General features: G+C 44.5%; 14 protein-coding genes and 2 pseudogenes. 4 read left to right on the forward strand and 12 right to left on the reverse strand.

What is annotated here, in order from left to right; translation table 11 throughout:
• Positions 1 to 89 precede the first annotated feature (89 nt).
• The 5 genes and pseudogenes from EL144_RS03390 to EL144_RS03415 form a co-directional block, all read right to left on the reverse strand.
• Positions 90 to 536 (reverse strand): annotated as a pseudogene (locus tag EL144_RS03390) (DNA methyltransferase); the annotation flags it as partial.
• A gap of 41 nt (positions 537 to 577) precedes the next feature.
• Positions 578 to 1,522 carry a DUF4868 domain-containing protein gene (locus EL144_RS03395; RefSeq protein ID WP_005703624.1) on the reverse strand — a complete coding sequence of 315 codons (945 nt, stop codon included), beginning with the start codon at positions 1,520 to 1,522 and terminating at the stop codon, positions 578 to 580.
• The gene (locus EL144_RS11330) at positions 1,519 to 2,100 is read right to left on the reverse strand and encodes a hypothetical protein (protein WP_005703623.1); all 582 of its coding nucleotides are present in this window, start codon (positions 2,098 to 2,100) and stop codon (positions 1,519 to 1,521) included. The genes EL144_RS03395 and EL144_RS11330 overlap by 4 nt, the downstream gene beginning before the upstream one ends.
• Before the next feature lie 115 nt (positions 2,101 to 2,215).
• Positions 2,216 to 2,500 (reverse strand): annotated as a pseudogene (locus EL144_RS03410) (ATP-dependent helicase); the annotation flags it as partial.
• 96 nt (positions 2,501 to 2,596) lie between these two features.
• The gene (locus EL144_RS03415) at positions 2,597 to 4,888 is read right to left on the reverse strand and encodes a CRISPR-associated helicase/endonuclease Cas3 (RefSeq protein ID WP_005703620.1); all 2,292 of its coding nucleotides are present in this window, start codon (positions 4,886 to 4,888) and stop codon (positions 2,597 to 2,599) included.
• A gap of 247 nt (positions 4,889 to 5,135) precedes the next feature.
• Here EL144_RS03415 and glnE point away from each other — a divergent pair, with 247 nt between their 5' ends.
• Entirely contained in the window at positions 5,136 to 8,069 is a 2,934-nt protein-coding gene (gene glnE, locus EL144_RS03420) for a bifunctional [glutamate--ammonia ligase]-adenylyl-L-tyrosine phosphorylase/[glutamate--ammonia-ligase] adenylyltransferase (RefSeq protein ID WP_005703619.1), read from the forward strand.
• A gap of 99 nt (positions 8,070 to 8,168) precedes the next feature.
• Here the strand turns inward: glnE and serS are convergent, their stop codons facing one another.
• Positions 8,169 to 9,476 (reverse strand): serine--tRNA ligase, encoded by a 1,308-nt coding sequence (gene serS / locus EL144_RS03425; RefSeq protein WP_065336509.1) that lies wholly within the window; start codon positions 9,474 to 9,476, stop codon positions 8,169 to 8,171.
• 299 nt (positions 9,477 to 9,775) lie between these two features.
• Here serS and EL144_RS03430 point away from each other — a divergent pair, with 299 nt between their 5' ends.
• Positions 9,776 to 11,443 (forward strand): anaerobic C4-dicarboxylate transporter, encoded by a 1,668-nt coding sequence (locus EL144_RS03430; RefSeq protein ID WP_005703539.1) that lies wholly within the window; start codon positions 9,776 to 9,778, stop codon positions 11,441 to 11,443.
• Between the two features lie 422 nt (positions 11,444 to 11,865).
• Here EL144_RS03430 and EL144_RS03435 read toward each other — a convergent pair whose 3' ends face one another.
• The 6 genes from EL144_RS03435 to EL144_RS03460 all read right to left on the reverse strand — a co-directional run bounded on the left by EL144_RS03435 (position 11,866) and on the right by EL144_RS03460 (position 19,792).
• Positions 11,866 to 13,188 (reverse strand): replication-associated recombination protein A, encoded by a 1,323-nt coding sequence (locus EL144_RS03435; RefSeq protein WP_005703537.1) that lies wholly within the window; start codon positions 13,186 to 13,188, stop codon positions 11,866 to 11,868.
• A gap of 12 nt (positions 13,189 to 13,200) precedes the next feature.
• Positions 13,201 to 13,818, reverse strand: a complete 618-nt coding sequence (gene lolA, locus EL144_RS03440; protein WP_005703536.1) for an outer membrane lipoprotein chaperone LolA — start codon at positions 13,816 to 13,818, stop codon at positions 13,201 to 13,203.
• A gap of 110 nt (positions 13,819 to 13,928) precedes the next feature.
• Complete coding sequence (locus EL144_RS03445; RefSeq protein ID WP_005703535.1) at positions 13,929 to 16,685, reverse strand: DNA translocase FtsK; 2,757 nt, start codon at positions 16,683 to 16,685, stop codon at positions 13,929 to 13,931.
• A 17-nt stretch (positions 16,686 to 16,702) separates the two neighbouring features.
• A complete protein-coding gene (gene lrp / locus EL144_RS03450) occupies positions 16,703 to 17,182 on the reverse strand; it encodes a leucine-responsive transcriptional regulator Lrp (RefSeq protein WP_005702602.1) in 480 nt (159 codons plus the stop codon).
• A 155-nt stretch (positions 17,183 to 17,337) separates the two neighbouring features.
• The gene (gene radA / locus EL144_RS03455; RefSeq protein ID WP_032995032.1) at positions 17,338 to 18,711 is read right to left on the reverse strand and encodes a DNA repair protein RadA; all 1,374 of its coding nucleotides are present in this window, start codon (positions 18,709 to 18,711) and stop codon (positions 17,338 to 17,340) included.
• Between the two features lie 10 nt (positions 18,712 to 18,721).
• On the reverse strand, positions 18,722 to 19,792 hold the full coding sequence (locus tag EL144_RS03460; protein WP_005703532.1) for a CYTH domain-containing protein: 1,071 nt from the start codon (positions 19,790 to 19,792) through the stop codon (positions 18,722 to 18,724).
• A gap of 159 nt (positions 19,793 to 19,951) precedes the next feature.
• On the opposite strand from EL144_RS03460, the gene EL144_RS03465 reads away from it, so the two are divergent.
• Complete coding sequence (locus EL144_RS03465) at positions 19,952 to 20,632, forward strand: TIGR00153 family protein (RefSeq protein WP_005703531.1); 681 nt, start codon at positions 19,952 to 19,954, stop codon at positions 20,630 to 20,632.
• 24 nt (positions 20,633 to 20,656) lie between these two features.
• The gene (locus EL144_RS03470; RefSeq protein WP_005703530.1) at positions 20,657 to 21,922 is read left to right on the forward strand and encodes an inorganic phosphate transporter; all 1,266 of its coding nucleotides are present in this window, start codon (positions 20,657 to 20,659) and stop codon (positions 21,920 to 21,922) included.
• Positions 21,923 to 21,963 lie beyond the last annotated feature (41 nt).

Consider the following 21,963-nt stretch of genomic DNA (forward strand, 5'->3'; position numbering starts at 1 on the left):
CGATCCGCTTTAGGCAGACTTTTTCTCAAATCTTAAAAAATCTGCTAATTTTTTTGATTCGGCAACTTCATCATGCGGAATCAGTACATAATCAATTTTGCATCATTTTGAGGAGCAGATTTCTTAACCCAAATGGCATTTACAACAAAATTCCTCCGCCCAAACACTTCATCACACAAGACTTTCAAATAATGCGCTTCGTTGTCGTCAATGGTAATCCATAGCGAACCATCGTCTGAAAGCAGGCGTTTGATGATTTCCAAGCGGTCGCGCATCAGCCCCATCCAAATAGAATGCTCCACCCCATCGTCGTAATGTTCAAACGCAGAGCCAGTGTTAAAAGGTGGTTCGATAAACACGCATTTCACCTTACCCGTAAATTCCTGCTCCAACGCTTTAAGCGAAAGCAGGTTGTCGCCGAAAATCAATCGGTTATCAAACACCGCCGATTCTGACCACACTTTGGCATGATAGGACTTTTCCGTGTCTTCCAGCAAAATCCGCGCTTCTAACTTCGGACGTTTGTGTTTGCCTATTCAGGTGAGTTCTAGTTTTTGTTTGGTCATAACTTTACACCTTATTTATTAACCTTGGATTTTGCAGCAGCATCAAATATTTCATCATTGATGGGTGAGCGCAAACGATCGTTATTAAGCAGTTTTAACAATAAATCTATTGTTTCTTCTTCAACTACAATCTGCCCATTCTCCACCTTCAAATCCCATTTTTCTTTTTTATTGACAGCAATTAATTTTTTAAGATAATCAGGTTGTTTATAATAACCAGATTTTAATATAGAAGCCATTTTTCGTAAGTGATGTAGATTATTACCAACATACTGCTCAATCAATTCTATATTTTTAAAAGTTTCAAGATTTTTAAAATCAGCAATCACTTCGGCAGATTTTCGCTTCATCCCTTCCCGAAAATTCATTGAACTCTCAAACTGTTTTTTGCTCGCTATAAATACTGTTCTTTTATAAACAAAAAAATCATAATTTGGATAAATAACAAAAACCTCTTTATCATCAGGATCAACCAATTCTTTATTTATAAAAAACAGAATCCCTTTTGAAGCCACCTTTTTAGGCTGCGTGTCCGTATTGATTTTTTTCCAGGCATACAATTTTTTATCATCTTTTTCAAACAAAATAACATAGGCCCATGAATTAAGTAGATCTTTATGATTATCTACTCTTGGATTATCAAAACCTTTATTTATTTCCGCCTCAACTTTTTCAAAATCTGTGATACCAGAATCAACTGTTAGCAATACATCATCACAGTCTGCATTGCTATAATCATATTTCTCAACATGAAACTTTTTCCCTTGAAGTTGATTTTTCAGGTAGCCTTTAAAGCGAGTAGGCAATTTTTTATCCATATCGACACGCCAAGCATGATACGAAGCTTCTTTGATAGTTGTTGGAGCCTTTCTTTTTATCAGCCAGAATGATACAGACCAATCGTTAAAATTTTCTGCTTGTATTTCTTTAATTTGTTTTTTAGTGTTTGTGCTCATGATTTTTCCTTATCATTCTTATAGTCAGAGTTTGAACGAATATATAGATAATGAGAAAGCCTATCCAAACAAACTGTATCACCATAGCTAATGGGTTGCTTAGTAATAACCATTGCTTGCACCTCCTTTTCCCCTCGCTTAAATGTACAATCAATCAACATATATCCAAAAATAGCCAAGATAGGATTGATAAATACTGTTTTTGTTCGATAAGCCATAGTGAACAATACAGTCAAAAATAATATAATCGCCAATATTGTTTGCCAATCAGTTAAGTCAATCCGCATAAAAGACATCATATAAGGAATTGTATATCCAAACATATCTCCTGACTTATTCGATGCCTTACTCACGACAACCATTAATCCACTTCGGACGCTTTTAACCACTTGCAACACAATGATGCTGCTAATTATTGCTGCAACTAATAAGCCAATTCCGATTTCTGGAGAATTAAAATAGTTTGGACTTGTCAAATCTATTTGTTTAATTGCCATAATCACCATTAATGGAGAATATGCACTAATAAAAAGAATTAACGAGACCCATGGTCTTAATCTTAAAGATGAATCAGCCATATTTATTTTTCCTTTCAATTTGACTCATATCACACCATCTCCCACTCAATAAAAAACAATTCTTCCTCTTCAACCTTCTGTTTCAACTGTTCTTCCAGCTCTTCAATCAAACGGTTGGGGTGATAATCAGAATTTTACGTTTGCGTTCTGCCCAATGCTGCAATATTACCAAGCCCGCTTCGATGTTTTTTCCTAAACCTACTTCATCTGCCAAAATCACACCTTTCGACAACGGATTTTTGCAGGCAAACAAAGCTGCATCAACTTGATGTGGGTTTAAATCGACTTGGGCATCAACCAATGTTGTTGCTAACGAGTCCATACTGCCACCCTCGGCTTGACGGGTTAAAAACCAGGAGTAGTATCGAGCTTGATGTAGTGTCAGTTGAGATTGGGACATGGTCTTAATTTTCTCCAAATTACTTTTTAAGCCACAGGAAGGATATGCCTTTTAAAGGTAAAAATCAAATTAATATTCTATAAATTATAAGTTAATTTAAAACGCCAAACTCTCCCCCTTCAAAAATGCCGTATCCTCCCAACTCAACCCCGCCACCTCATCATACAAATCAAGTCCAATCAGCGTATAAAATTGTTTGCCGAAGTTTTTCTCGTTAATCGGTTCGATACGTCCTGCTTTATACAAAGCAGCGAGGGCTTTTTCGGGGATTTGGACGGTGTAGGGTTGCAATTTGCGTAAGAGTCCGCCGATGTGGTCGGTGTGGTGCAGGCTGCTAATGAGGTTTTCGGCCTCACCATCAAACGGAATAATCAGCGGCTGCATGTGGCTTTCGATCATGCGGAATTTGTCGGCGATGGTTTGGAATGGGAAATCAAGGCTTTGCCCTGTATCGTTGTGCATTTTCAGGATTTTTTTATTATCCAGTTCGCTGCCTTTTAATTGATAAAGCTCGGCGAAGTAGGCAGCGACGGCTTGCGTGGATAAGAGGTCGTCTGAAAACTCATCGGCAGTCAGGCGCATAACGGCAGCTTGGGTAGCAAGTTCTGGCGGGGCTTTCCATTGTTCTTCGGGCGCGAATATCCAGACAAAGCTGTTTTCAGGTAGCCTTTTGCCTTCACGGTTGCAGCGTCCGGCGGCTTGGGCAACGCTGTCTAAACCTGCTTCGGCGCGCATCACCAGTGGAAAATCCACATCCACACCGGCTTCAATTAAGGAGGTGGCGATGACGCGGCAGGGTTCGCCGTTTTTCAGACGACCTCGGATCTCATCAATCTTTTGGCTGCGGTGTTTGGCGCACATCAAGGTGGTCAGGTGGAACGTGCCGTCAAGATGTTTGGCTTGGTCGTACAGGCTGCGGGCGTGGCGGCGGTTATTGACGATAATGAGCATTTGCGGGTGTTCGGCAAGTTTGGCGAGCAGGTTGGCGTCGGTTTGTGTGCCGATGTGTTGCACGGTGGTGCGGCGCAGTTTATCGAAAAGTGCGGTCGGTTTTGGGGCTATTTCGCGCACGTTCTCAAAGCCGCGATAGAAGCCGTTTTCGGCTTGCACGGCTGGCTGGGTGGCGGTGCACATGACGACGCTGCAGCGGTAGTTTTGCGCCAATTCTTTGATGGCTTGCATGATGGGCAGCAAAAGATTGAGCGGCAGCATTTGCGCTTCGTCGAGGATGATGACGGAGCCTGCGATGTTGTGCAGCTTGCGACAGCGCGAGGAGCGGTCGGCAAAGAGGGACTCGAAGAATTGCACGGCGGTGGTTACGACAATCGGCGCGTCCCAGTTTTCCGAGGCAAGGCGCAATTTGTCTTTGGTGGCCTCATTTTGCAGTTTGCCGTCGTCGAAGGTGCTGTGATGTTCCAACACGGCTTGTTCGCCCAATTCGCCAAAGGCCTTGCGAAATTCGGCAGCATTTTGTTCGATGATGCTGGTGAACGGGATGACGTAAATCACGCGTCGTATACCGTGCTGTTTGGCGTGTTCCAGCGCAAATGCCATGGAAGTGAAAGTTTTGCCGCCGCCGGTCGGCACAGTGAGCGTGAACAGCCCTAGCGGTTGTGCCGCTTGTTCTACGGCATGATCGAGAATTTCACTGCGCAGGCAGTTTAAGGTGGCATTGCGTTTTTCGGCTTCAGTTTGCTCTGGAGCTTGGGCGATACGTCGTCTGAAATTGTTGATAAATTGATTGAAATTGTGTTGTAAGGCGTTTAAATCGGGATAACCGCCGCGCTCGATGGCTTTGTTTTCTAGGTTTGAATAAAAGGCTTCGGTGTCAAGATAATCGGCATCCACCAAGCAGGAATAGAGCATTCGGGTGAAGAAGGCGTAGGAGAAAAAAGGATGATGCGCGTCGGCTTTGAGTGGCGGTGCGGATAGGGTTTCCGGGAGCTTGATTTCTTGTTGCCACAGGTTATCGAGAACGGGAATATCTGCGCCGAATCGCAATGCCAAACGATCCTTTAACGTGCGGCGGTTATCGCCTTCACCGTTTCCATTTGCCAACCCGGCATGGTGCCCCGCAATGCAAAATGCCATCAGCTTGCCGATAACATTTCCCCAACGCTCGACAGCAATTTTGGCTCCGGCGGTGGCATGATCGACTGATGGGCCTCCATGCAATCGCTGATTAAAGGGTTCCGAATATTTCCCTACATCATGAAGCTGTCCCGTCTGGCAGGCAATTTCCTGCGCACCAAACACCCGAGCAAACTCCGCAGCCATTTCACCAGCATTGACCGAATGGCTTTGTAAGGTTTGCCAATGTTCGTAAGGTAAGAGATTGCCGAGTTTGTCTTGCGCGGAATGGGCGTAGCGAATAACAGATTGGGACATTTTGGTTTCCTAAGGTTAAATACAATATTATTTTTTATTTAATAAATAAGGTGTGGTTTCTTTAAGAATAAATTTAGATTTTTTAGAAACATAACATCACACTTACTTGTAGTCAGAGCGTATCAAAAATATTGCATATCATCTAACACCTTTCTCTCATTCTGAGACCCCAATCACACTTTTTCTCCCCTGAAATTTTCGCCATTTCATGCTAAAGTTTACGTATCATTTTTCATAAGGATTCACCATGTCTTTTGTTGCTCAATTTACCGATAAACTCCGTTCTCTCGCCGAGGTTTTAATTCACTCTTTTCCGGAAAAATTCGATTCCACCTTGTTTGAACAAATCGAACAACAAAGAGAAGATCCCGCAACGAATATCGGGCAAATGGCTGTGGCGGTGGCAATGTCGGATTTTGTGGCGGAGGCGTGGCAGAAACAGCCTGCGTTTTTAGCAAAATGTTGGGAAAAACTACCGCACTTTGAGGACTGTGACCAGTACGCCAAGCGGTTAGATGAGGTGTTACAGCATGTGCAAACGGAAGAGCAACTTTACCGGGAATTACGTCTGTTTCGCGCCCGTGAAATGGTGAAGCTGAGTGTTTGCCAAAGTCTCAATTTCGCCACGGTGGAACAGGTTTTTATTCGCTTGTCGCAACTGGCTGAAAGCCTGATTATTGGTGCGCGCGATTGGCTTTATGCGCGGGCTTGTGAAGAAATGGGCACGCCGATGGATGCGCAGGGCAACGCGCAGCAGCTATATATTCTCGGCATGGGCAAACTTGGTGGCTTTGAGCTGAATTTTTCTTCCGACATTGATTTGATTTTTACTTATCCAAGCCAAGGAGAAACCGTGGGGGCACGCCGTAGCGTGGATAACGCGAAGTTTTTCACCCGTTTGGGGCAACGCTTGATTAACGCGTTGGATCAATACACCGCTGACGGCTTTGTGTACCGCACGGATATGCGTTTACGTCCCTTTGGCGACAGTGGCGCGCTGGCACTCAGTTTTAACGCCATGGAGCAGTATTATCAGGATCAAGGGCGCGATTGGGAACGTTACGCCATGATCAAAGGTCGCATTTTAGGTGCGCAAGCAATGGATCCCAATATTGCCGTTTTACAGAATTTATTGCGCCCGTTTGTGTATCGTCGCTACATTGATTTCAGCGTGATTCAGGCGTTGCGTGAGATGAAACAAAAAATCGAACGGGAAGTGCGCCGCCGCAACCTCACCGATAACATCAAATTGGGCGCGGGCGGCATTCGTGAAATTGAGTTTATCGTGCAGGTTTTTCAGTTAATTCGCGGAGGGCGGGAAATTGCCTTGCAGCAGCACGAATTGCTAAATTTATTGCCGGAACTGAGCAGGCTGAATTTGATTTCCACCGAACAGGAATCCGATTTGCGCCATGCCTATTTATTTTTACGCCGAGCGGAAAATGTGCTGCAAGCCATCAAAGATCAACAAACCCAACAACTGCCCGAGAATGAATGGGATCGTCAACGTTTAATCTTCTCATGCGCGGAATTTACCCAATGGGGTGCGCAACAAGAAAGTGTTTCCGTCACCTATCCGATTCACGATTGGGCGAGTTTTCTCTCTGTGTTACAAGAACATCAGCGCAAAGTGCGGTCGGTTTTTCAGTCATTAATTGGCGATGAACAAGAAGAAAATACATCGGAAAATGCGTGGGAAGATTTCCTCGAAACGGATTTTGACGAACAAGAATTGCTCGGCATTTTGCAACAAAACGGCGTGCCGGAGACGGAACAAGATGCGGTGTTGGATCGTCTGTTGCAATTTCGCAACGAATTGCCTCGTTATGCCATTGGTGTGCGCGGGCGGGCAGTGCTCAATCGCTTAATGCCAAACCTGCTGGAACAAGTTTTACACACGCCCAACAGCCCTATTTTACTGCCACGGATTTTGACGATTATTGAAAAAATCCTCACGCGTACCACTTACCTCGAACTGTTGGCAGAGAATCCGCAAGCCTTGACGCAGCTTATCGAACTTTGCGCCCAATCAAAATTTATTGCAGAACAAGTGGCGCGCCACCCGATTTTGCTCGATGAATTGCTTGATGAAAAATCCCTGCGAAATCCACCGCACTTTACCGAGTTCGCCTCCGAATTACAGCAATATTTATTGCGCCTGCCGCAAGATGACGAAGAACAATTTATCGACGGCTTGCGCCAGTTTAAGCACGCTGCCCTGCTCCGCATTGCCGCCGCCGATATTCTCGGCGTGTTGCCGGTAATGAAAGTGAGCGATCATCTCACTTATTTGGCTGAGGCGATTATCGGTGCAGTGGTCAATTTGGCGTGGCAACAAATCGCCGTTCGTTTTGGTGTGCCCGAACATTTGGCGGAAGGGGAGAAAAACTTCCTCGTGGTGGGTTACGGCAAATTGGGCGGCATTGAATTGGGCTATAAATCCGATTTGGATCTTGTCTTCTTATACGATCCAGCCGGCAACAGTCAAACCGTTGGCGGCAAAAAAGTCATCGACAGCAACCAATTTTATTTACGTTTAGCCCAAAAAATCGTCAGTATTTTCAGCATGAATACCAGCGCGGGGATTTTATATGACGTGGATATGCGCCTACGCCCATCCGGTGATGCAGGGTTGCTTGGTTGCTCTTTCTCCGCCTTTGAAAACTATCAACTAAACGAAGCCTGGACCTGGGAAAAACAAGCCTTGGTGCGTAGCCGTGCAGTGTTCGGCGAACAGAAACTACGGGACGAATTTGAAACCATTCGTCACAACGTGCTTTCTGCCCCACGGGACTTAGTTCAACTGAAACACGATGTCGGCGAAATGCGGGAAAAAATGTATGAACATTTGGCAAAACATGATGACGCCCAATTCAACATTAAAACCGACCAAGGTGGCATTACGGACATTGAATTTATCGCACAATATTTGGTGTTGGCGCATTCGCCGCAACAGCCTGCCCTCACCCGCTGGTCAGACAATGTGCGGATTTTCGAAATCATGGCAGAATACGGCGTAATTTCTGACGCCGACAGCGAACGCTTAAAACAATGTTATGTAGACCTGCGCAACCGTATTCACCATTTGAATTTGCTCGGTTTACCCTCTGTGGTGGACGCGTCGGAATTTTGTGCAGAACGGGCGTTTGTGCGAGAAATTTGGGCGCGGTTGTTGAAATAAAAAAATGATCTGTCATCCAAACTTTTTGGAGGGCAGATCACTTTTTAGAGTTAAAAGTGCGGTCATTTTTTTTAACGTTTTTTAAAACGGATAGATGGCTTATTTTCCAATCACTTCCAAGCCACACATGTAAGGACGCAAGACTTCCGGCACAGTAATAGAACCATCGGCATTTTGATAGTTTTCCAACACTGCAACCAAAGTACGACCAACAGCCAAGCCGGAACCGTTTAAGGTGTGCACCAAGCGGGTTTTCTTGTCGCTTTTTGAACGGCAGCGGGCTTGCATACGGCGCGCTTGGAAATCCCACATATTAGAGCAGGAAGAAATTTCACGGTAGGTATTTTGCGCCGGTACCCACACTTCCAAGTCATAGGTTTTGCAAGAACCAAAGCCCATGTCGCCGGTGCAAAGCAACACTTTACGATATGGCAAGCCAAGTAATTGCAACACTTTTTCTGCGTGGCCGGTAAGTTCTTCCAAGGCTTCCATGGATTTTTCCGGTTCTACGATTTGTACCAATTCTACTTTGTCAAATTGGTGCATACGAATTAAGCCGCGAGTATCACGTCCGTAAGAGCCTGCTTCGGAACGGAAACACGGCGTATGTGCGGTCATTTTTAACGGCAGATTTTCCGCTTCTAGAATCTCACCGCGTACTAAATTGGTTACCGGCACTTCTGCGGTCGGAATTAAGCCGTAAGTACGTTGTACTTCATTTGGATCCTGACCTTCCAGTGGTTTGGTATGGAATAAATCTTCACCAAATTTTGGAAGCTGTCCGGTACCATAAAGGGTATCGTGGTTCACTAAATAAGGCACATAAGCTTCGGTGTAACCATGTTGTTCAGTGTGTAAATCCAACATAAATTGCGAAATTGCACGGTGTAATCTAGCAATTTGTCCTTTCATGACGACAAAGCGGGAACCGGTCAATTTCACCGCAGCGGCAAAGTCCAACCCTTGCAATTGCTCGCCAAGGCTAACATGATCCAATATATCAAAATCAAATTTACGCGGCTCGCCCCAACGGGAAACTTCTAAATTGTCGCTATCGTCTTTGCCCAACGGGACTTCATCGGCAGGAATGTTAGGAATGTTTAACGCAATATCATTTAAGGCGTTTTGCACTTTTTCAAGTTCTGCTTTGCCTTGCTCTAATTCTTCTCCCATGTGATCCACTTCTGCCAACAATGGCGCAATGTCTTCGCCACGCGCTTTCGCGGCACCAATGGCCTTGGAGCGGGCATTTCGTTCGGCTTGTAAGGTTTCGGTTTTCACCTGCAAGGCTTTGCGTTGTTCTTCTAATTGGGTAATTTTTGCAACATCGAGCGTGAAACCACGTTTAACTTTTAATTTTTCTGCGACTTCCACCAGATTATTACGAAGTAAATTCGGATCGATCATAATTGTTACCTTTATCCTGTGACTAAAAATACATTTATTCTATATCGTATTAACCAAATAGACTAGTGAAAACATGGACTAAAGTGCGGTCGTTTTTAGCGATGTTTTTCTCTTGAGAGGAGAAAATATTTACAAATGTCGATGAAACGATTTAGTTTCCGCCGCTACAAAATTCTTTAATGCAAGGAATTTTGATTTAACGCAACGATCCACATAATTCTACTACTTAAGAAGTAGTCTTAATGTTAGACTAGCGCCGATTTTCTAATCACAAAATGAAGTTATTTTCTGGAGTATCTATGGAGTTTTTAACTAACTTAAGTGAAGGCACGCAATTTGCTATTCAACTTGCGTTCGTCTTAATCTGTTTATTCTACGGGGCCAAAAAAGGCGGTATTGCATTAGGTCTTTTAGGTGGAATCGGCTTAATCGTATTGGTTTTCGGGTTCGGTATCGAACCGGGCAAACCGGCTATTGATGTTATGCTCACCATCCTTGCCGTGGTAGTCACGTCCGCTACATTACAAGCCAGCGGCGGTTTAGATGTGATGTTGCAAATCGCGGAAAAATTACTACGCAAAAACCCGAAATATGTCAGTATTCTCGCGCCGTTCGTCACTTGTACCCTCACCATTCTTTGCGGTACCGGCCATGTGGTTTATACCATGTTGCCGATTATTTATGATATCGCTATTAAAAATAACATCCGTCCAGAACGCCCAATGGCGGCCAGTTCCATCGCTTCACAAATGGGTATCATCGCCTCCCCTGTATCCGTGGCTGTAGTGACATTAACTGCGTTCTTAGTCAATGCACAAAATCACTTAGCCGGTTTCGATGGTTATTTAGACTTATTAAAAATCACTGTGCCATCCACCCTTTGCGGCGTGTTAGCCATCGGTATTTTCAGTTGGTTCCGCGGTAAAGATTTGGATAAGGACAAAGAATTCCAAGAAAAATTGAAAGATCCTGAGTTCAAAAAATATGTGTATGGCGACAGCACCTCTTTACTTGGCAAAAAATTGCCGCAATCCAGTTGGAATGCTATGTGGATTTTCTTCGGTGCCATTTTAGTGGTTGCTGCATTAGGTTACTTCAAAGAATTACGTCCGTCCTTTGAAAAATCCACACCTGCGCAAGTGGTTGAAGTGGTTTCCGATAACAAAGCGGTACAAAGCTTCAATGTGAAAGACGGAAAAATCGTCGCACTGGCTAAAGAAGGTAAAGTGGCACTTGATGTAAAAGACAGCAAAGCAAAAGCCAAAACCGCTTATGACAATATTGAAATTTATGACGCTAAAGGCGTATTAACTCAAACTTTAGCCGCCCAAGATAACAACGTCGTCATCACCGCCGGTGATAAATCCGACACCATTGCCAACGCTACTATCGTGTTAAAAGACAGTGTGAAGAAAAAAGCCCCGTTAGGCATGGTTCATGTTATCCAAATCTTCATGTTATTAGCCGGTGCGCTAATCATCATCTTCACCAAAACCGATGCCGGTAAAATCAGTAAAAACGAGATTTTCCGCTCCGGTATGATTGCGTTAGTTGCGGTATTCGGTATCTCTTGGATGGCGGAAACTATGTTCACCGTTCACACCCCAATGATGAAAGCGGCATTAGGTGACATTGTAAAAGCCCACCCTTGGACTTATGCAGTGATGTTGTTATTAATCTCTAAATTCGTAAACTCTCAAGCCGCTGCTTTGGTTGCCTTCGTACCATTAGCATTAAATATCGGTGTTGATCCGGCAATCATCCTGGCGTTCGCTGCCGCTTGTTATGGTTACTACATTTTACCGACTTACCCAAGCGACTTAGCGGCGATTCAATTCGACCGCTCCGGCACCACTCATATTGGTAAATTCGTGATCAACCACAGTTTCATCCTTCCTGGATTAATCGGAGTGATTACTTCCTGTATCTTTGGGTATATCTTTACGGGGATGTTTGGATATTTGTAGTTTGAAGATTTGATTAAATCTTGTTGAATGAAAAGGCTATTTCGTTGGGAGTAGCCTTTTTGTTATTGTCACTTTTCTTTGCTTGTGCAAAGAAAAGTAACCAAAAGAAAGCACACCCCGGATAAATTGCTTATCCTCTCTTAGGGCTAATTTTCTTTACGAAAAATTTCGAACTCGCTTCGCTCAAACACGCGAAATTTCCCTAAAAATTACCCCACGTTCGGGCAATTTATAGGGGGAATCTATTTAATCAGTACATTATTCTCTAAAGTGCGGTCTAATTTTCAGATGTTTTCAGGTCAAAAACTAATTCTAAAACTCACCGCACTTTTATCAGGCATTAGTGGGGTTTCATCTGATCTGTTGACTTGTAATTGTCTTACACAAGCAAGAAAGTAGGGGGGCTATTTATATCGTTTCTTCTAACTTTCCTGATCTAGCCCTTTTAACCACTCCAACTTTTCCTTAATCTTAATCTCCATGCCTCTTGTAGTAGGGAAATAAAATTGGGTGTCTTTGAGTTGTGGCGGGAAGTAGTTTTCGCCGGCGGCGTAGGCGTTGGGTTCGTCGTGGGCGTAGCGGTATTCGGCACCGAAGCCGAGGTCTTTCATGAGATTGGTTGGGGCGTTGCGGAGGTGTTCCGGCACATCAAAATCAGCAGATTCAGTCGCCAGTTTTTTCGCTGCTTTGAAGGCGAGGTAAACAGCGTTGCTTTTTGGCGCAACGGCTAAATAGACAATAGCTTGCGCAATGGCGCGTTCGCCTTCGGCGGCACCGACACGGGTAAAACAATCCCATGCAGCAATGGCAACCTGCATCGCACGCGGATCGGCATTACCCACATCTTCCGAGGCAATCGCCAATAAACGGCGAGCCACGTAAAGCGGATCACCGCCGGCAGTGATAATGCGGGCATACCAATAGAGCGCCGCATCCGGTGCGGATCCGCGAATGGATTTATGTAGCGCGGAAATGAAATCGTAGAAACGATCGCCTTGTTTATCAAAACGCGCCTGCCGTTCGCCCAACACTTCCGTAAGTAAAGTGCGGTCTAAAATTTTGCCGTTTTTGGATTCAGCGGCCATGTCCACCATCATTTCCAAACAGTTCAACGCAAGGCGTGCATCGCCGTTGACGTATTCTGCCAAAAGCGACAACAAATTCTCCTGCAAATCTAACCGTACTTTGCCCAAGCCATTTTCCTGATCGTCGATCGCTTGTTGCAAAACGCGTTCAATTTCCTGCGTAGAAAGCGGTTTGAGAATATAAACCCGTGCGCGGGAAAGTAGCGCGTTATTTAATTCAAAAGAAGGATTTTCCGTGGTGGCACCAATAAAAATAATGGTGCCGTCTTCGATATGTGGCAGAAACGCGTCTTGCTGGCTTTTGTTGAAACGGTGAACTTCGTCCACAAACAAAATGGTGCGCAGACCCGCCAATTTGTTTTGTTTGGCTTTTTCAATGGCTTCACGAATTTCTTTAATGCCACTGGTGACGGCAGAAATTCGCTCGACTTCAGCGTTAATGCGTTGAGCGATAATCTCTGCCAAAGTGGTTTTTCCGGTGCCTGGCGGCCCCCAGAAAATCATGGAATGGACGTATCCCGCCTCAATGGCTTTGCGTAACGGTTTGCCTTCACCCAATAAATGCGACTGACCGCAATATTGCGCCAATGTAGTTGGACGCATTCTTGCGGCGAGTGGGCGGAAATCATTTTCGTTAAAATCAAAGCTGAAGTTGGACATCGTCAATTCCGATTATTTTTTGCGTTGGTCGTCCAATTCCACGCCTTTTGGCACGCTAAATTTAAACAATGCACTATCTAAATTTTGATTGGAAATATTACGCAACACATATTGATTGGATTGGCCGTCTTTCTCAATGGTACTAAACCCTTTTAATACGCCGCTTTCATCAATACGAATATCAAATTGCTTGATATTGCTATTCTTCGCTTTTGGTGTTAACACAAAAGTATCGCTTTTTTGCTCAACGGAATATTGCGCCCAATGGCTTTTGTCATTGCTGGTCAACAACACGAACGGCGTATTATTCACCGCGTCTTTTACCCAATTGGCCGTAACTTGTTCCACAAACGGATCATAAAACCAAAGGGTTTGTCCATCGGCAATAATTTGTGTTTCTTGTGGGGATTTGGTGTCCATGCGGAACAAATTCGGACGCTTAATTTGTAATTTGCCGTTGCCTTGTTGCACATTTTTACCATTCGCCGACATTACGGTTTGTGCAAAATCCGCACTCAACACATCCACTTTGTTTAAGCGATTTTGTAGCTCAATATCGGCATTTGCCCAGGCAAGCGATACCATACCCAGAAGGGAAAGTGCGGTGAGTTTTTGGAGCATTTTATTCATATGATTAAATTCCTTGTTTAAGCCGATTACCTTTTCTCTCTCCGTTTACGGACGGCTGAAAAGGCAAGAAAAATAAAGTAACAATTTGACATCAAAAGAATCGATTAATTCTAATAATCCGTTCCACGTGCCAACACTTCACGCTTACCGTTTTGTACGGCGGAAACAATGCCTTGTTCTTCCAACTGATCCATAATGTTAGCGGCACGATTGAAACCCACGCGGAAACGGCGTTGAATGGCAGAAATAGAAGTCGTGCCGGTGCTGACGACAAATTCTACGACTTCGTCAAATAAGTCATCAATTTCACCGGAACGATCGCCTGTGCGGTCTGCGCCATTTTCCTCTTCGTCACCATCAAGAATGCCGTCAATATAATTCGGCTTGCCACGTGCTTTCCAATCATCCACAACCCGCCCCACTTCGTCATCGGTCATAAAGGCACCGTGAATACGCATCAATTCTGTGGACCCTTGTGGTGAATACAGCATATCCCCTTTGCCTAACAGCGACTCCGCACCACCGGCATCAAGAATCGTACGCGAGTCGATTTTAGTGGCGACGGTAAATGCAATACGGGTTGGCACGTTGGCTTTGATTAAACCGGTGATCACATCCACAGAAGGTCGTTGGGTTGCCAAAATTAAGTGAATCCCGACTGCACGGGCTTTTTGCGCCAAGCGGGCGATAAGTTCTTCCACCTGTTTACCGGCGACCATCATTAAATCCGCAAACTCATCGACAATCACAACAATATAGCTGAGTTTTTCTAATGGCGGCGGTAAATTATCCATTGAATCGCCGGGACGCCATAACGGGTTCGGAATCGGCATATTTAAAGTATCATACTCAGCAATTTTTTCATTAAATCCTTCGATATTTCGCACCCGAATTGCCGACAATAATTTATAACGACGCTCCATTTCATCCACACACCAACGCAATGCATTAGCGGCTTTTTTCATGTCGGTCACCACTTCTGTCAACAAGTGTGGAATGTCGTTATAAATAGAAAGTTCTACGACTTTCGGGTCAATCATAATGAACTTCACTTCTTCCGGTTTCACCCGATAAAGCAGACTCAGAATCATCGTATTCACACCAACGGATTTACCGGAACCGGTCGTTCCCGCCACCAATAAATGTGGCATTTTAGCCAGATCCACGACCACCGGCTTGCCGCTGATATCTTTACCCAATGCCATGGAAAGTAAGGCCTTAGAATGACGGAATTCGTCGCTGTCCAACACATCCCGCAGCGGCACCATTTGACGATGATCGTTCGGTGTTTCAATACCAATATAAGGTTTGCCCGGAATCACTTCCGCCACACGAATAGAACGGAACATCAATGCGCGCGCTAAATCCGTATCTAAGCTGGTAACGCGTGAAGCCTTCACACCGGGATCCAATTCCAATTCATAACGCGTCACCACCGGCCCCACCAAGACATCTTTCACTTTGGCCTTCACATTAAAATTGCGTAATTGTTGTTCAATACGCTGTGAAGTTTCCACAATTTCTTCTTGCGTAATATCTTGCGCGCGGGTTGGATGATGTTCCAATAAATCCAGGCTTGGCAACGGCGTAGTCGGCTTTTCCACTTTATTTTTATGTTGCTGAAACACGGGATGCACCAAAGAATCGCCATAAGGTCTGTAATTATGTGGTTTCGGCTCGGGTTCTTGCGGCTGCTCCTGCACAATTTGTTGATAAACCTCTTGCGCGCCCATGGCCTTGGCACGCTGTTCCATTTCCTGCAAACGTTGTTGTTCTTGGGCGGCAAACTGACGGGCTAAATCGCTTTCCGCCGTGCTTTCAATATCAGCATCCGCTTGAGTTGGATTTGCCAAAGAAACACTTGGAATCGCCTCATCGGTAGCAAAATTTGAAGCGTGAAAATCTTGTGAAAAATCCACCGCACTTTGACTGTTGTTATTGTCATCAGCCTGTTGCCACACCGGTGTAAAATTATCTTGATTCGGCAGGTTAACTTCACTGTTGTGGGTGGAAATACTCACATTCGGCAACGGTTCTTGTTGTTCAAAATCATAGGCGACAAACTCATCCGGTTTATCATCTGCCGCAAAGGCTTGAACCTTGTCCGCATTACTCGCTTGTGCTGTCGTTGACAAGCCGCTGATATTAATCTGATTTGTCGGCGCGACAATATCATCAATTGGTGCATTAGACAGATTTTCTGCCAACGGCGTAGCCAAAATATCCTCTTCCCTAATGACGATTTCTTCCACTGCTTCCGATGGTTCATCCTCTTCCGTTTTTTTCGGTTCAGGTGGATTTTGCATCGTCAGCCATTGATAAAAACGCATTAGCACACGAATAAATGACGCGCCGGAGCAAAAAATAAACCCTATCACTGAAAACACAATGGCAAGACACAACACCCCGAATTTGCCTAAGCTTGGATACAAATTCAACGTCAAACTACCACCCAAAACACCGCCGGCAAGATAACTTGCAGTATTGTTCAACGATAACGTACAAATCACTGTCAAGCCACACAACAACAAAATAAAGCCGAAAGAACGCAGGCTCACTTTTGTCCAAGTGAGATTATTCACGCGTTTAGAACGAATTAAATAGACGGGAATAAAAAATAAAATAAAAGGAATCAGATTACCGATGTAACCGAAAAAAACAAAAAATAAATCCACAAACCAAGCGCCCAATGCACCCGCTTTATTGATGGTTTCAGGCGCAAAACTGGAGGTTGCCCAAGAGCTATCCAACGGCGTATAACCTGACCATGCAATAATCAAATACAGGCCCAAAAGTGCGGTCAATCCCAGCAGTAAATTTAACAGGTAAGATTTTGGCGAAAAATGTTCGGTAATATGTTTAATCATGCGTTACGACTTGTATGCTATTTCAACTGTAAAAAATTCGTTTGTTTCACTTCTTCCATCACCACATAAGTGCGGGTGTCATTCACGCCTGGCAAGCGTAATAAGGTCGTGCCAAGCAATTTACGGTAGGCCGCCATATCCGCTACTCGGGTTTTCAGCAAATAATCAAAATCACCGGAAACCAAATGGCATTCTTGGATTTCATCTAATTGCTGCACCGCCGCATTGAATTCTTCAAACACATCCGGCTTACCACGCACCAAAGTAATTTCCACAATTACCAACAACGGCGAATCTAATAATTCCGGGTTCAACAAGGCACGATAGCCCATGATCACGCCTTGTTTCTCCAAGCGTTTCACCCGCTCCAAACAAGGCGTCGGCGACAACCCCACTTTCTTGGACAAATCAATATTGGAAATTTTTCCATTACGTTGCAATTCATTGAGAATTTTTATGTCGATAGCATCGAGAGCTTTGGATAGTTTTTTTTCCATGGGATTCTGAGTTGAGTTTGAAAATTGAGGGAAGATTTTAGCGTAAATTGGGGAAAATTTCAGTAATAAAGTGAGGTGATGATGTTTTTGGGTATTTGGCATTCATCTTTAAAACCAGATCGGATTTCGCCCGACGGCATCGGGCAAAACCCGTTTTAAAAATTATCCAACACCCCAATCGCATCCCACAGCTTCTTCACCGTAAACACCTGCATATTTTCTACTGGATGTTTTGGCTTATTCCCAAAGGGCACAATAGCACGTTTAAAACCGTGTTTGGCAGCTTCGCTGATACGTTCTTGTCCGCTTGGCACCGGGCGAATTTCACCCGCTAGTCCTACTTCACCGAAAACCACCAAATCTTGCGGTAACGGGCGATTGCGGAAGCTAGAAATGAGGGCCAAGAGCAAGGCTAAGTCGGCACCGGTTTCCGTAACTTTGACCCCACCGACGACATTGACGAAGACATCCTGATCCCCCATTTGTACGCCACCGTGGCGATGTAGCACGGCAAGCAATAAGGCAAGGCGGTTTTGTTCTAGTCCCACAGCAACACGGCGCGGATTAGCCAACATGGAATGATCCACCAAGGCTTGAATTTCCACCAACAACGGTCGAGTACCTTCCCACAGCACCATTACCGAACTGCCTGAGGTCTGCTCATCACCACGACTTAAAAAAATCGCTGATGGATTTTTTACCTCTCTCAGCCCTTGCTCCGTCATGGCAAACACGCCTAATTCATTCACGGCACCGAAACGATTTTTGTGGCTACGCAACGTACGATAGCGCGAATCGGTTTCGCCTTCCAATAATAAAGAACAGTCAATGACGTGCTCCAACACTTTTGGCCCTGCCAAGGTACCGTCTTTCGTCACATGACCCACCATCACAATCGCGACCTGACGGGTTTTCGCATAACGGGTTAAAAAAGAAGCGCATTCGCGCACTTGCGCCACGCTACCGGGCGAGGATTGAATATCGGCTAAGTGCATGACTTGAATGGAGTCGATAACAATAATCTGTGGCTTTAACTGATCCGCCAAATGACAAATTTGTTCCACAGAGGTTTCCGACAGCATGTGGAGTTTTTCCGGCGGTAGCCCGAGGCGTTTAGCACGCATCGCCACTTGTTGCAAAGACTCCTCACCGGTCACATAAAGTGCGGTCATTTTTTGCGACAAATCGCACATCACCTGTAACAGTAACGTACTCTTCCCGGCGCCCGGATGGCCGCCAATCAAAATCGCACTGCCTGGCACAACACCACCGCCCAATACGCGATCCAATTCCTTAAGACCGCTACTAAAACGCGGCGTTTCTTGCAAGCTAATTTGATCTAAGGTTTGGATTTTGGCGCGGGTTTCTCCGGCATAACCGGTAAAACGATCCGCTTTATTATTTGGCGCAGAAACCAACCGCACTTCGGTGATGGTGTTCCACGCTTTACAGGCGGAACACTGTCCTTGCCAGCGAGAAAATTCCGCGCCGCAATCGTTGCACACATATGCCGTTTTCGCTTTTGCCATGATAGCCGCCTTATTCACCGAGAGTTAACGTCATCAGATGAAGCATACGCTGTGCATACTGTGGCGTTTGGATAAGATCGAACAATTTATTCATTGCTAACGCGTTGTCTTTCGTTTCGCTATGTAAGCGAATAATCTCGCGAATGTGCGCAAATAATTGCGCGTTGGCCTCAGTCAATTCCATCAACACATTTTCCAACGCGTAGTGATGATTTGCTGCAACCTGTTCATTGAGCGCCATTTCTAAGAGATTTTTGTTGTCGTCATAATAATGTGCCAAATTAAAAAAGGCGCCGACACGCTCAACGGTTTTAATAAAATCGGTAGCAAAAAAATCCACACCCAACGCCAACGTTTCTTCGATTAAATCTTGTTCGTAACGCAAAAGTGCGGTCAGTTTTTCCGATGTTTTTTTGGCGTATTTTTCCGTATGCAAAAAGCTGCGCCAACGTTCGATCCAATCTGAAGCTTTCGGTGCTGTGCCCTGCGCCAGTTGATACCCCCGTTTGGCTTTGCTCATGGAATAAAAATGCACTTTGCCTTGATAACGCTGTAGAAAACCCGCCACAAAGGCAAAAAATGGCGCCAATCCACCTTCTTTAATTTCAAATTCAATTTCGCTAATGACCTGCTGTTTTTCACCAACAATAACATTGCCCAAATCAACAGCCACTTCAATTTGGCTTGTCGGCGAAGCCTGAATCAACCACATCTGACGTTCAAAATCCGTGCTAAAAATCGCTTTTAGCGGAGCCGTTGTCTCTAACAATAATTCATATTGTTCGGTTAACGCGGCCAAATTCGGCTCGGCATTCGGCAACGTCACATTATATTCGGGACGAACGTGCAAACCGCCCGACACCTTGCCGTCAGTTTTTAGTGTTAACGTATAATCATTGCCTTTTTGTCGAACACGTAACCCCATATTATGGCGAGTAAAATACCCATCAGCCGTATCATAATAAGTGTTAACCAAGAAGGCTTTTTGGTGCTCAATTACATTAAATTGCGCCAAAATCGACGTTAATTGTTCAACCTGAATATTTTCTGCAGCCAGTTTTAATTCAATTTCATCATGCATAATAACTCCTTCAAATTCATAAGGTTTTCTATTTCATTACCATTTTCGCCGCTCATTATCCGATAAACGCCGTTTTTTTTCGATCAAAATCGTGAATTTTTCATTCATATCATGTAATATGCGCGCTGAGTATTAACCTGAATTAAAGGAGTCACTTTTATGGCAATGAATAATATCCTAGGATTATTCGCCCACTCCCCTTTAAAACCCCTCCAAAAACATTCCAACAAAGTTACCGAATGTTGTGAACTGTTAGTCCCTTTCTTTGAAGCAACTTTCGTCGCCGACTGGAATAAAGCGGAACAAATTCGTTTAGACATTTCCGCCCATGAACGCCAAGCCGATGCTTTAAAACGGGAAATCCGTTTGAAATTACCACGCGGTTTATTCATGCCGATTGATCGTACGGATTTATTGGAATTAGTGACTCAACAAGACAAATTGGCCAACTTTGCCAAAGACATTGCCGGACGTATGGTGGGCCGCCAATTCGGCATTCCGCAAGAAATGCAAGCGGAATTTATGAGCTATGTAAAACGCAGTTTAGATGCAACCGAACAAGCTCATAAAGTCATTGAAGAAATGGATCAATTATTAGAAACCGGTTTCAAAGGTCGTGAATTAAACTTCGTGAATCAAATGATTAATTCACTTGATAGCATCGAAGACGATACCGACCAAATGCAAATTAAATTAAGAAAAATGCTGTTTGACATTGAAGATCAATACAACCCGATCGACGTCATGTTTTTATACAAAATCATCGAATGGGTCGGCGTATTGGCCGATCAAGCACAACGTGTCGGCTCACGCATTGAACTCATGCTGGCGCGTTCATAATTTTCATTAATTTAGGTATTCTTCATGGAATTACTCTCTCAATACGGCTCGTTATTAATTATCATTACGGCCGTTTTCGGCTTTTTCATGGCCTTTGGTGTTGGTGCCAACGATGTTTCAAACGCAATGGGAACATCCGTTGGCTCAGGCACAATCACGCCAAAACAAGCGATTATTATTGCAATGATTTTTGAAGCCGCCGGGGCGTATTTAGCCGGTGGCGAAGTTACCGAAACCATTAAAAGCGGTATTATTGACACCACCCAATTTATCAACCAACCAGAAGTGTTGGTTTTCGGCATGATGGCCGCCCTATTTGCTTCCGGCGCATGGTTATTAATCGCCTCTAAAATGGGGTGGCCGGTATCCACTACTCACTCAATTATCGGCGCTGTCGTCGGTTTCTCTTGCGTCACTGCAGGCTTTCACTCTGTAGATTGGAGCAACATCAAAAATATCGTAGGAAGTTGGTTTATCACACCGGTCATTGCCGGTCTTTTGGCTTACGCGATTTTTATCAGTACGCAAAAACTGATTTTTGACACGGAAAGCCCGCTTAAAAATGCACAAAAATACGGTCCATATTACATGGGACTAACCATTTTTATTTTGTGTATCGTGACTTTAACCAAAGGGTTAAAACACGTTGGGTCAAACTTGAGCGGTACAGAAAATATACTGCTTTCATTGGTCATCAGCCTTTTCGGTATCGTTTATTGCTATTTCTATTTTCGTAGCAATAAGTTTAAATTTAAAATGCTAGAAGGCGGTGCCTTTGGCGGTGTAGAGAAAGTCTTCAGCATTTTAATGCTCATGACCGCTTGCGCCATGGCATTCGCCCATGGTTCAAACGATGTGGCAAATGCCATCGGCCCGCTTTCTGCCGTAGTAGCCATTATTGAAAGCGACGGTCAAATTATAAATAACGCACCGCTCGCATGGTGGATTCTACCGCTAGGTGCCAGCGGCATTATGGTCGGCCTGATTGTCATGGGATATAAAGTGATGGCCACTATCGGTACAGGGATTACAGATCTGACCCCAAGTCGCGGTTTTGCTGCACAATTTGCTACCGCAATGACCGTTGTCGTGGCATCGGGTACCGGATTACCGATCTCCACCACACAAACCTTGGTGGGGGCAGTATTGGGTATCGGTTTTGCACGCGGTATTGCGGCGATTAACTTGACGGTCATTCGTAATATCTTTGTTTCTTGGGTTGTTACTCTACCGGCAGGCGCGTTATTCTCTATTATTATTTATTATCTATTACAAACTGTTTTCAATTAATCAAGACACAAAAGTGCGGTCATTTTTCACCACACTTTTAT

The organism is Aggregatibacter aphrophilus ATCC 33389 (genome assembly GCF_900636915.1).
GTDB lineage: Bacteria > Pseudomonadota > Gammaproteobacteria > Enterobacterales > Pasteurellaceae > Aggregatibacter > Aggregatibacter aphrophilus.

Excerpts from the sequence above, each read along its gene's own strand:
- EL144_RS03395 (WP_005703624.1), bottom strand. The coding sequence starts at position 1,522 with ATGAGCACAAACACTAAAAAACAAATTAAAGAAATACAAGCAGAAAAT.
- EL144_RS11330 (WP_005703623.1), bottom strand. The coding sequence starts at position 2,100 with ATGGCTGATTCATCTTTAAGATTAAGACCATGGGTCTCGTTAATTCTT.
- EL144_RS03415 (WP_005703620.1), bottom strand. The coding sequence starts at position 4,888 with ATGTCCCAATCTGTTATTCGCTACGCCCATTCCGCGCAAGACAAACTC.
- glnE (WP_005703619.1), top strand. The coding sequence starts at position 5,136 with ATGTCTTTTGTTGCTCAATTTACCGATAAACTCCGTTCTCTCGCCGAG.
- serS (WP_065336509.1), bottom strand. The coding sequence starts at position 9,476 with ATGATCGATCCGAATTTACTTCGTAATAATCTGGTGGAAGTCGCAGAA.
- EL144_RS03430 (WP_005703539.1), top strand. The coding sequence starts at position 9,776 with ATGGAGTTTTTAACTAACTTAAGTGAAGGCACGCAATTTGCTATTCAA.
- EL144_RS03435 (WP_005703537.1), bottom strand. The coding sequence starts at position 13,188 with ATGTCCAACTTCAGCTTTGATTTTAACGAAAATGATTTCCGCCCACTC.
- lolA (WP_005703536.1), bottom strand. The coding sequence starts at position 13,818 with ATGAATAAAATGCTCCAAAAACTCACCGCACTTTCCCTTCTGGGTATG.
- EL144_RS03445 (WP_005703535.1), bottom strand. The coding sequence starts at position 16,685 with ATGATTAAACATATTACCGAACATTTTTCGCCAAAATCTTACCTGTTA.
- lrp (WP_005702602.1), bottom strand. The coding sequence starts at position 17,182 with ATGGAAAAAAAACTATCCAAAGCTCTCGATGCTATCGACATAAAAATT.
- radA (WP_032995032.1), bottom strand. The coding sequence starts at position 18,711 with ATGGCAAAAGCGAAAACGGCATATGTGTGCAACGATTGCGGCGCGGAA.
- EL144_RS03460 (WP_005703532.1), bottom strand. The coding sequence starts at position 19,792 with ATGCATGATGAAATTGAATTAAAACTGGCTGCAGAAAATATTCAGGTT.
- EL144_RS03465 (WP_005703531.1), top strand. The coding sequence starts at position 19,952 with ATGGCAATGAATAATATCCTAGGATTATTCGCCCACTCCCCTTTAAAA.
- EL144_RS03470 (WP_005703530.1), top strand. The coding sequence starts at position 20,657 with ATGGAATTACTCTCTCAATACGGCTCGTTATTAATTATCATTACGGCC.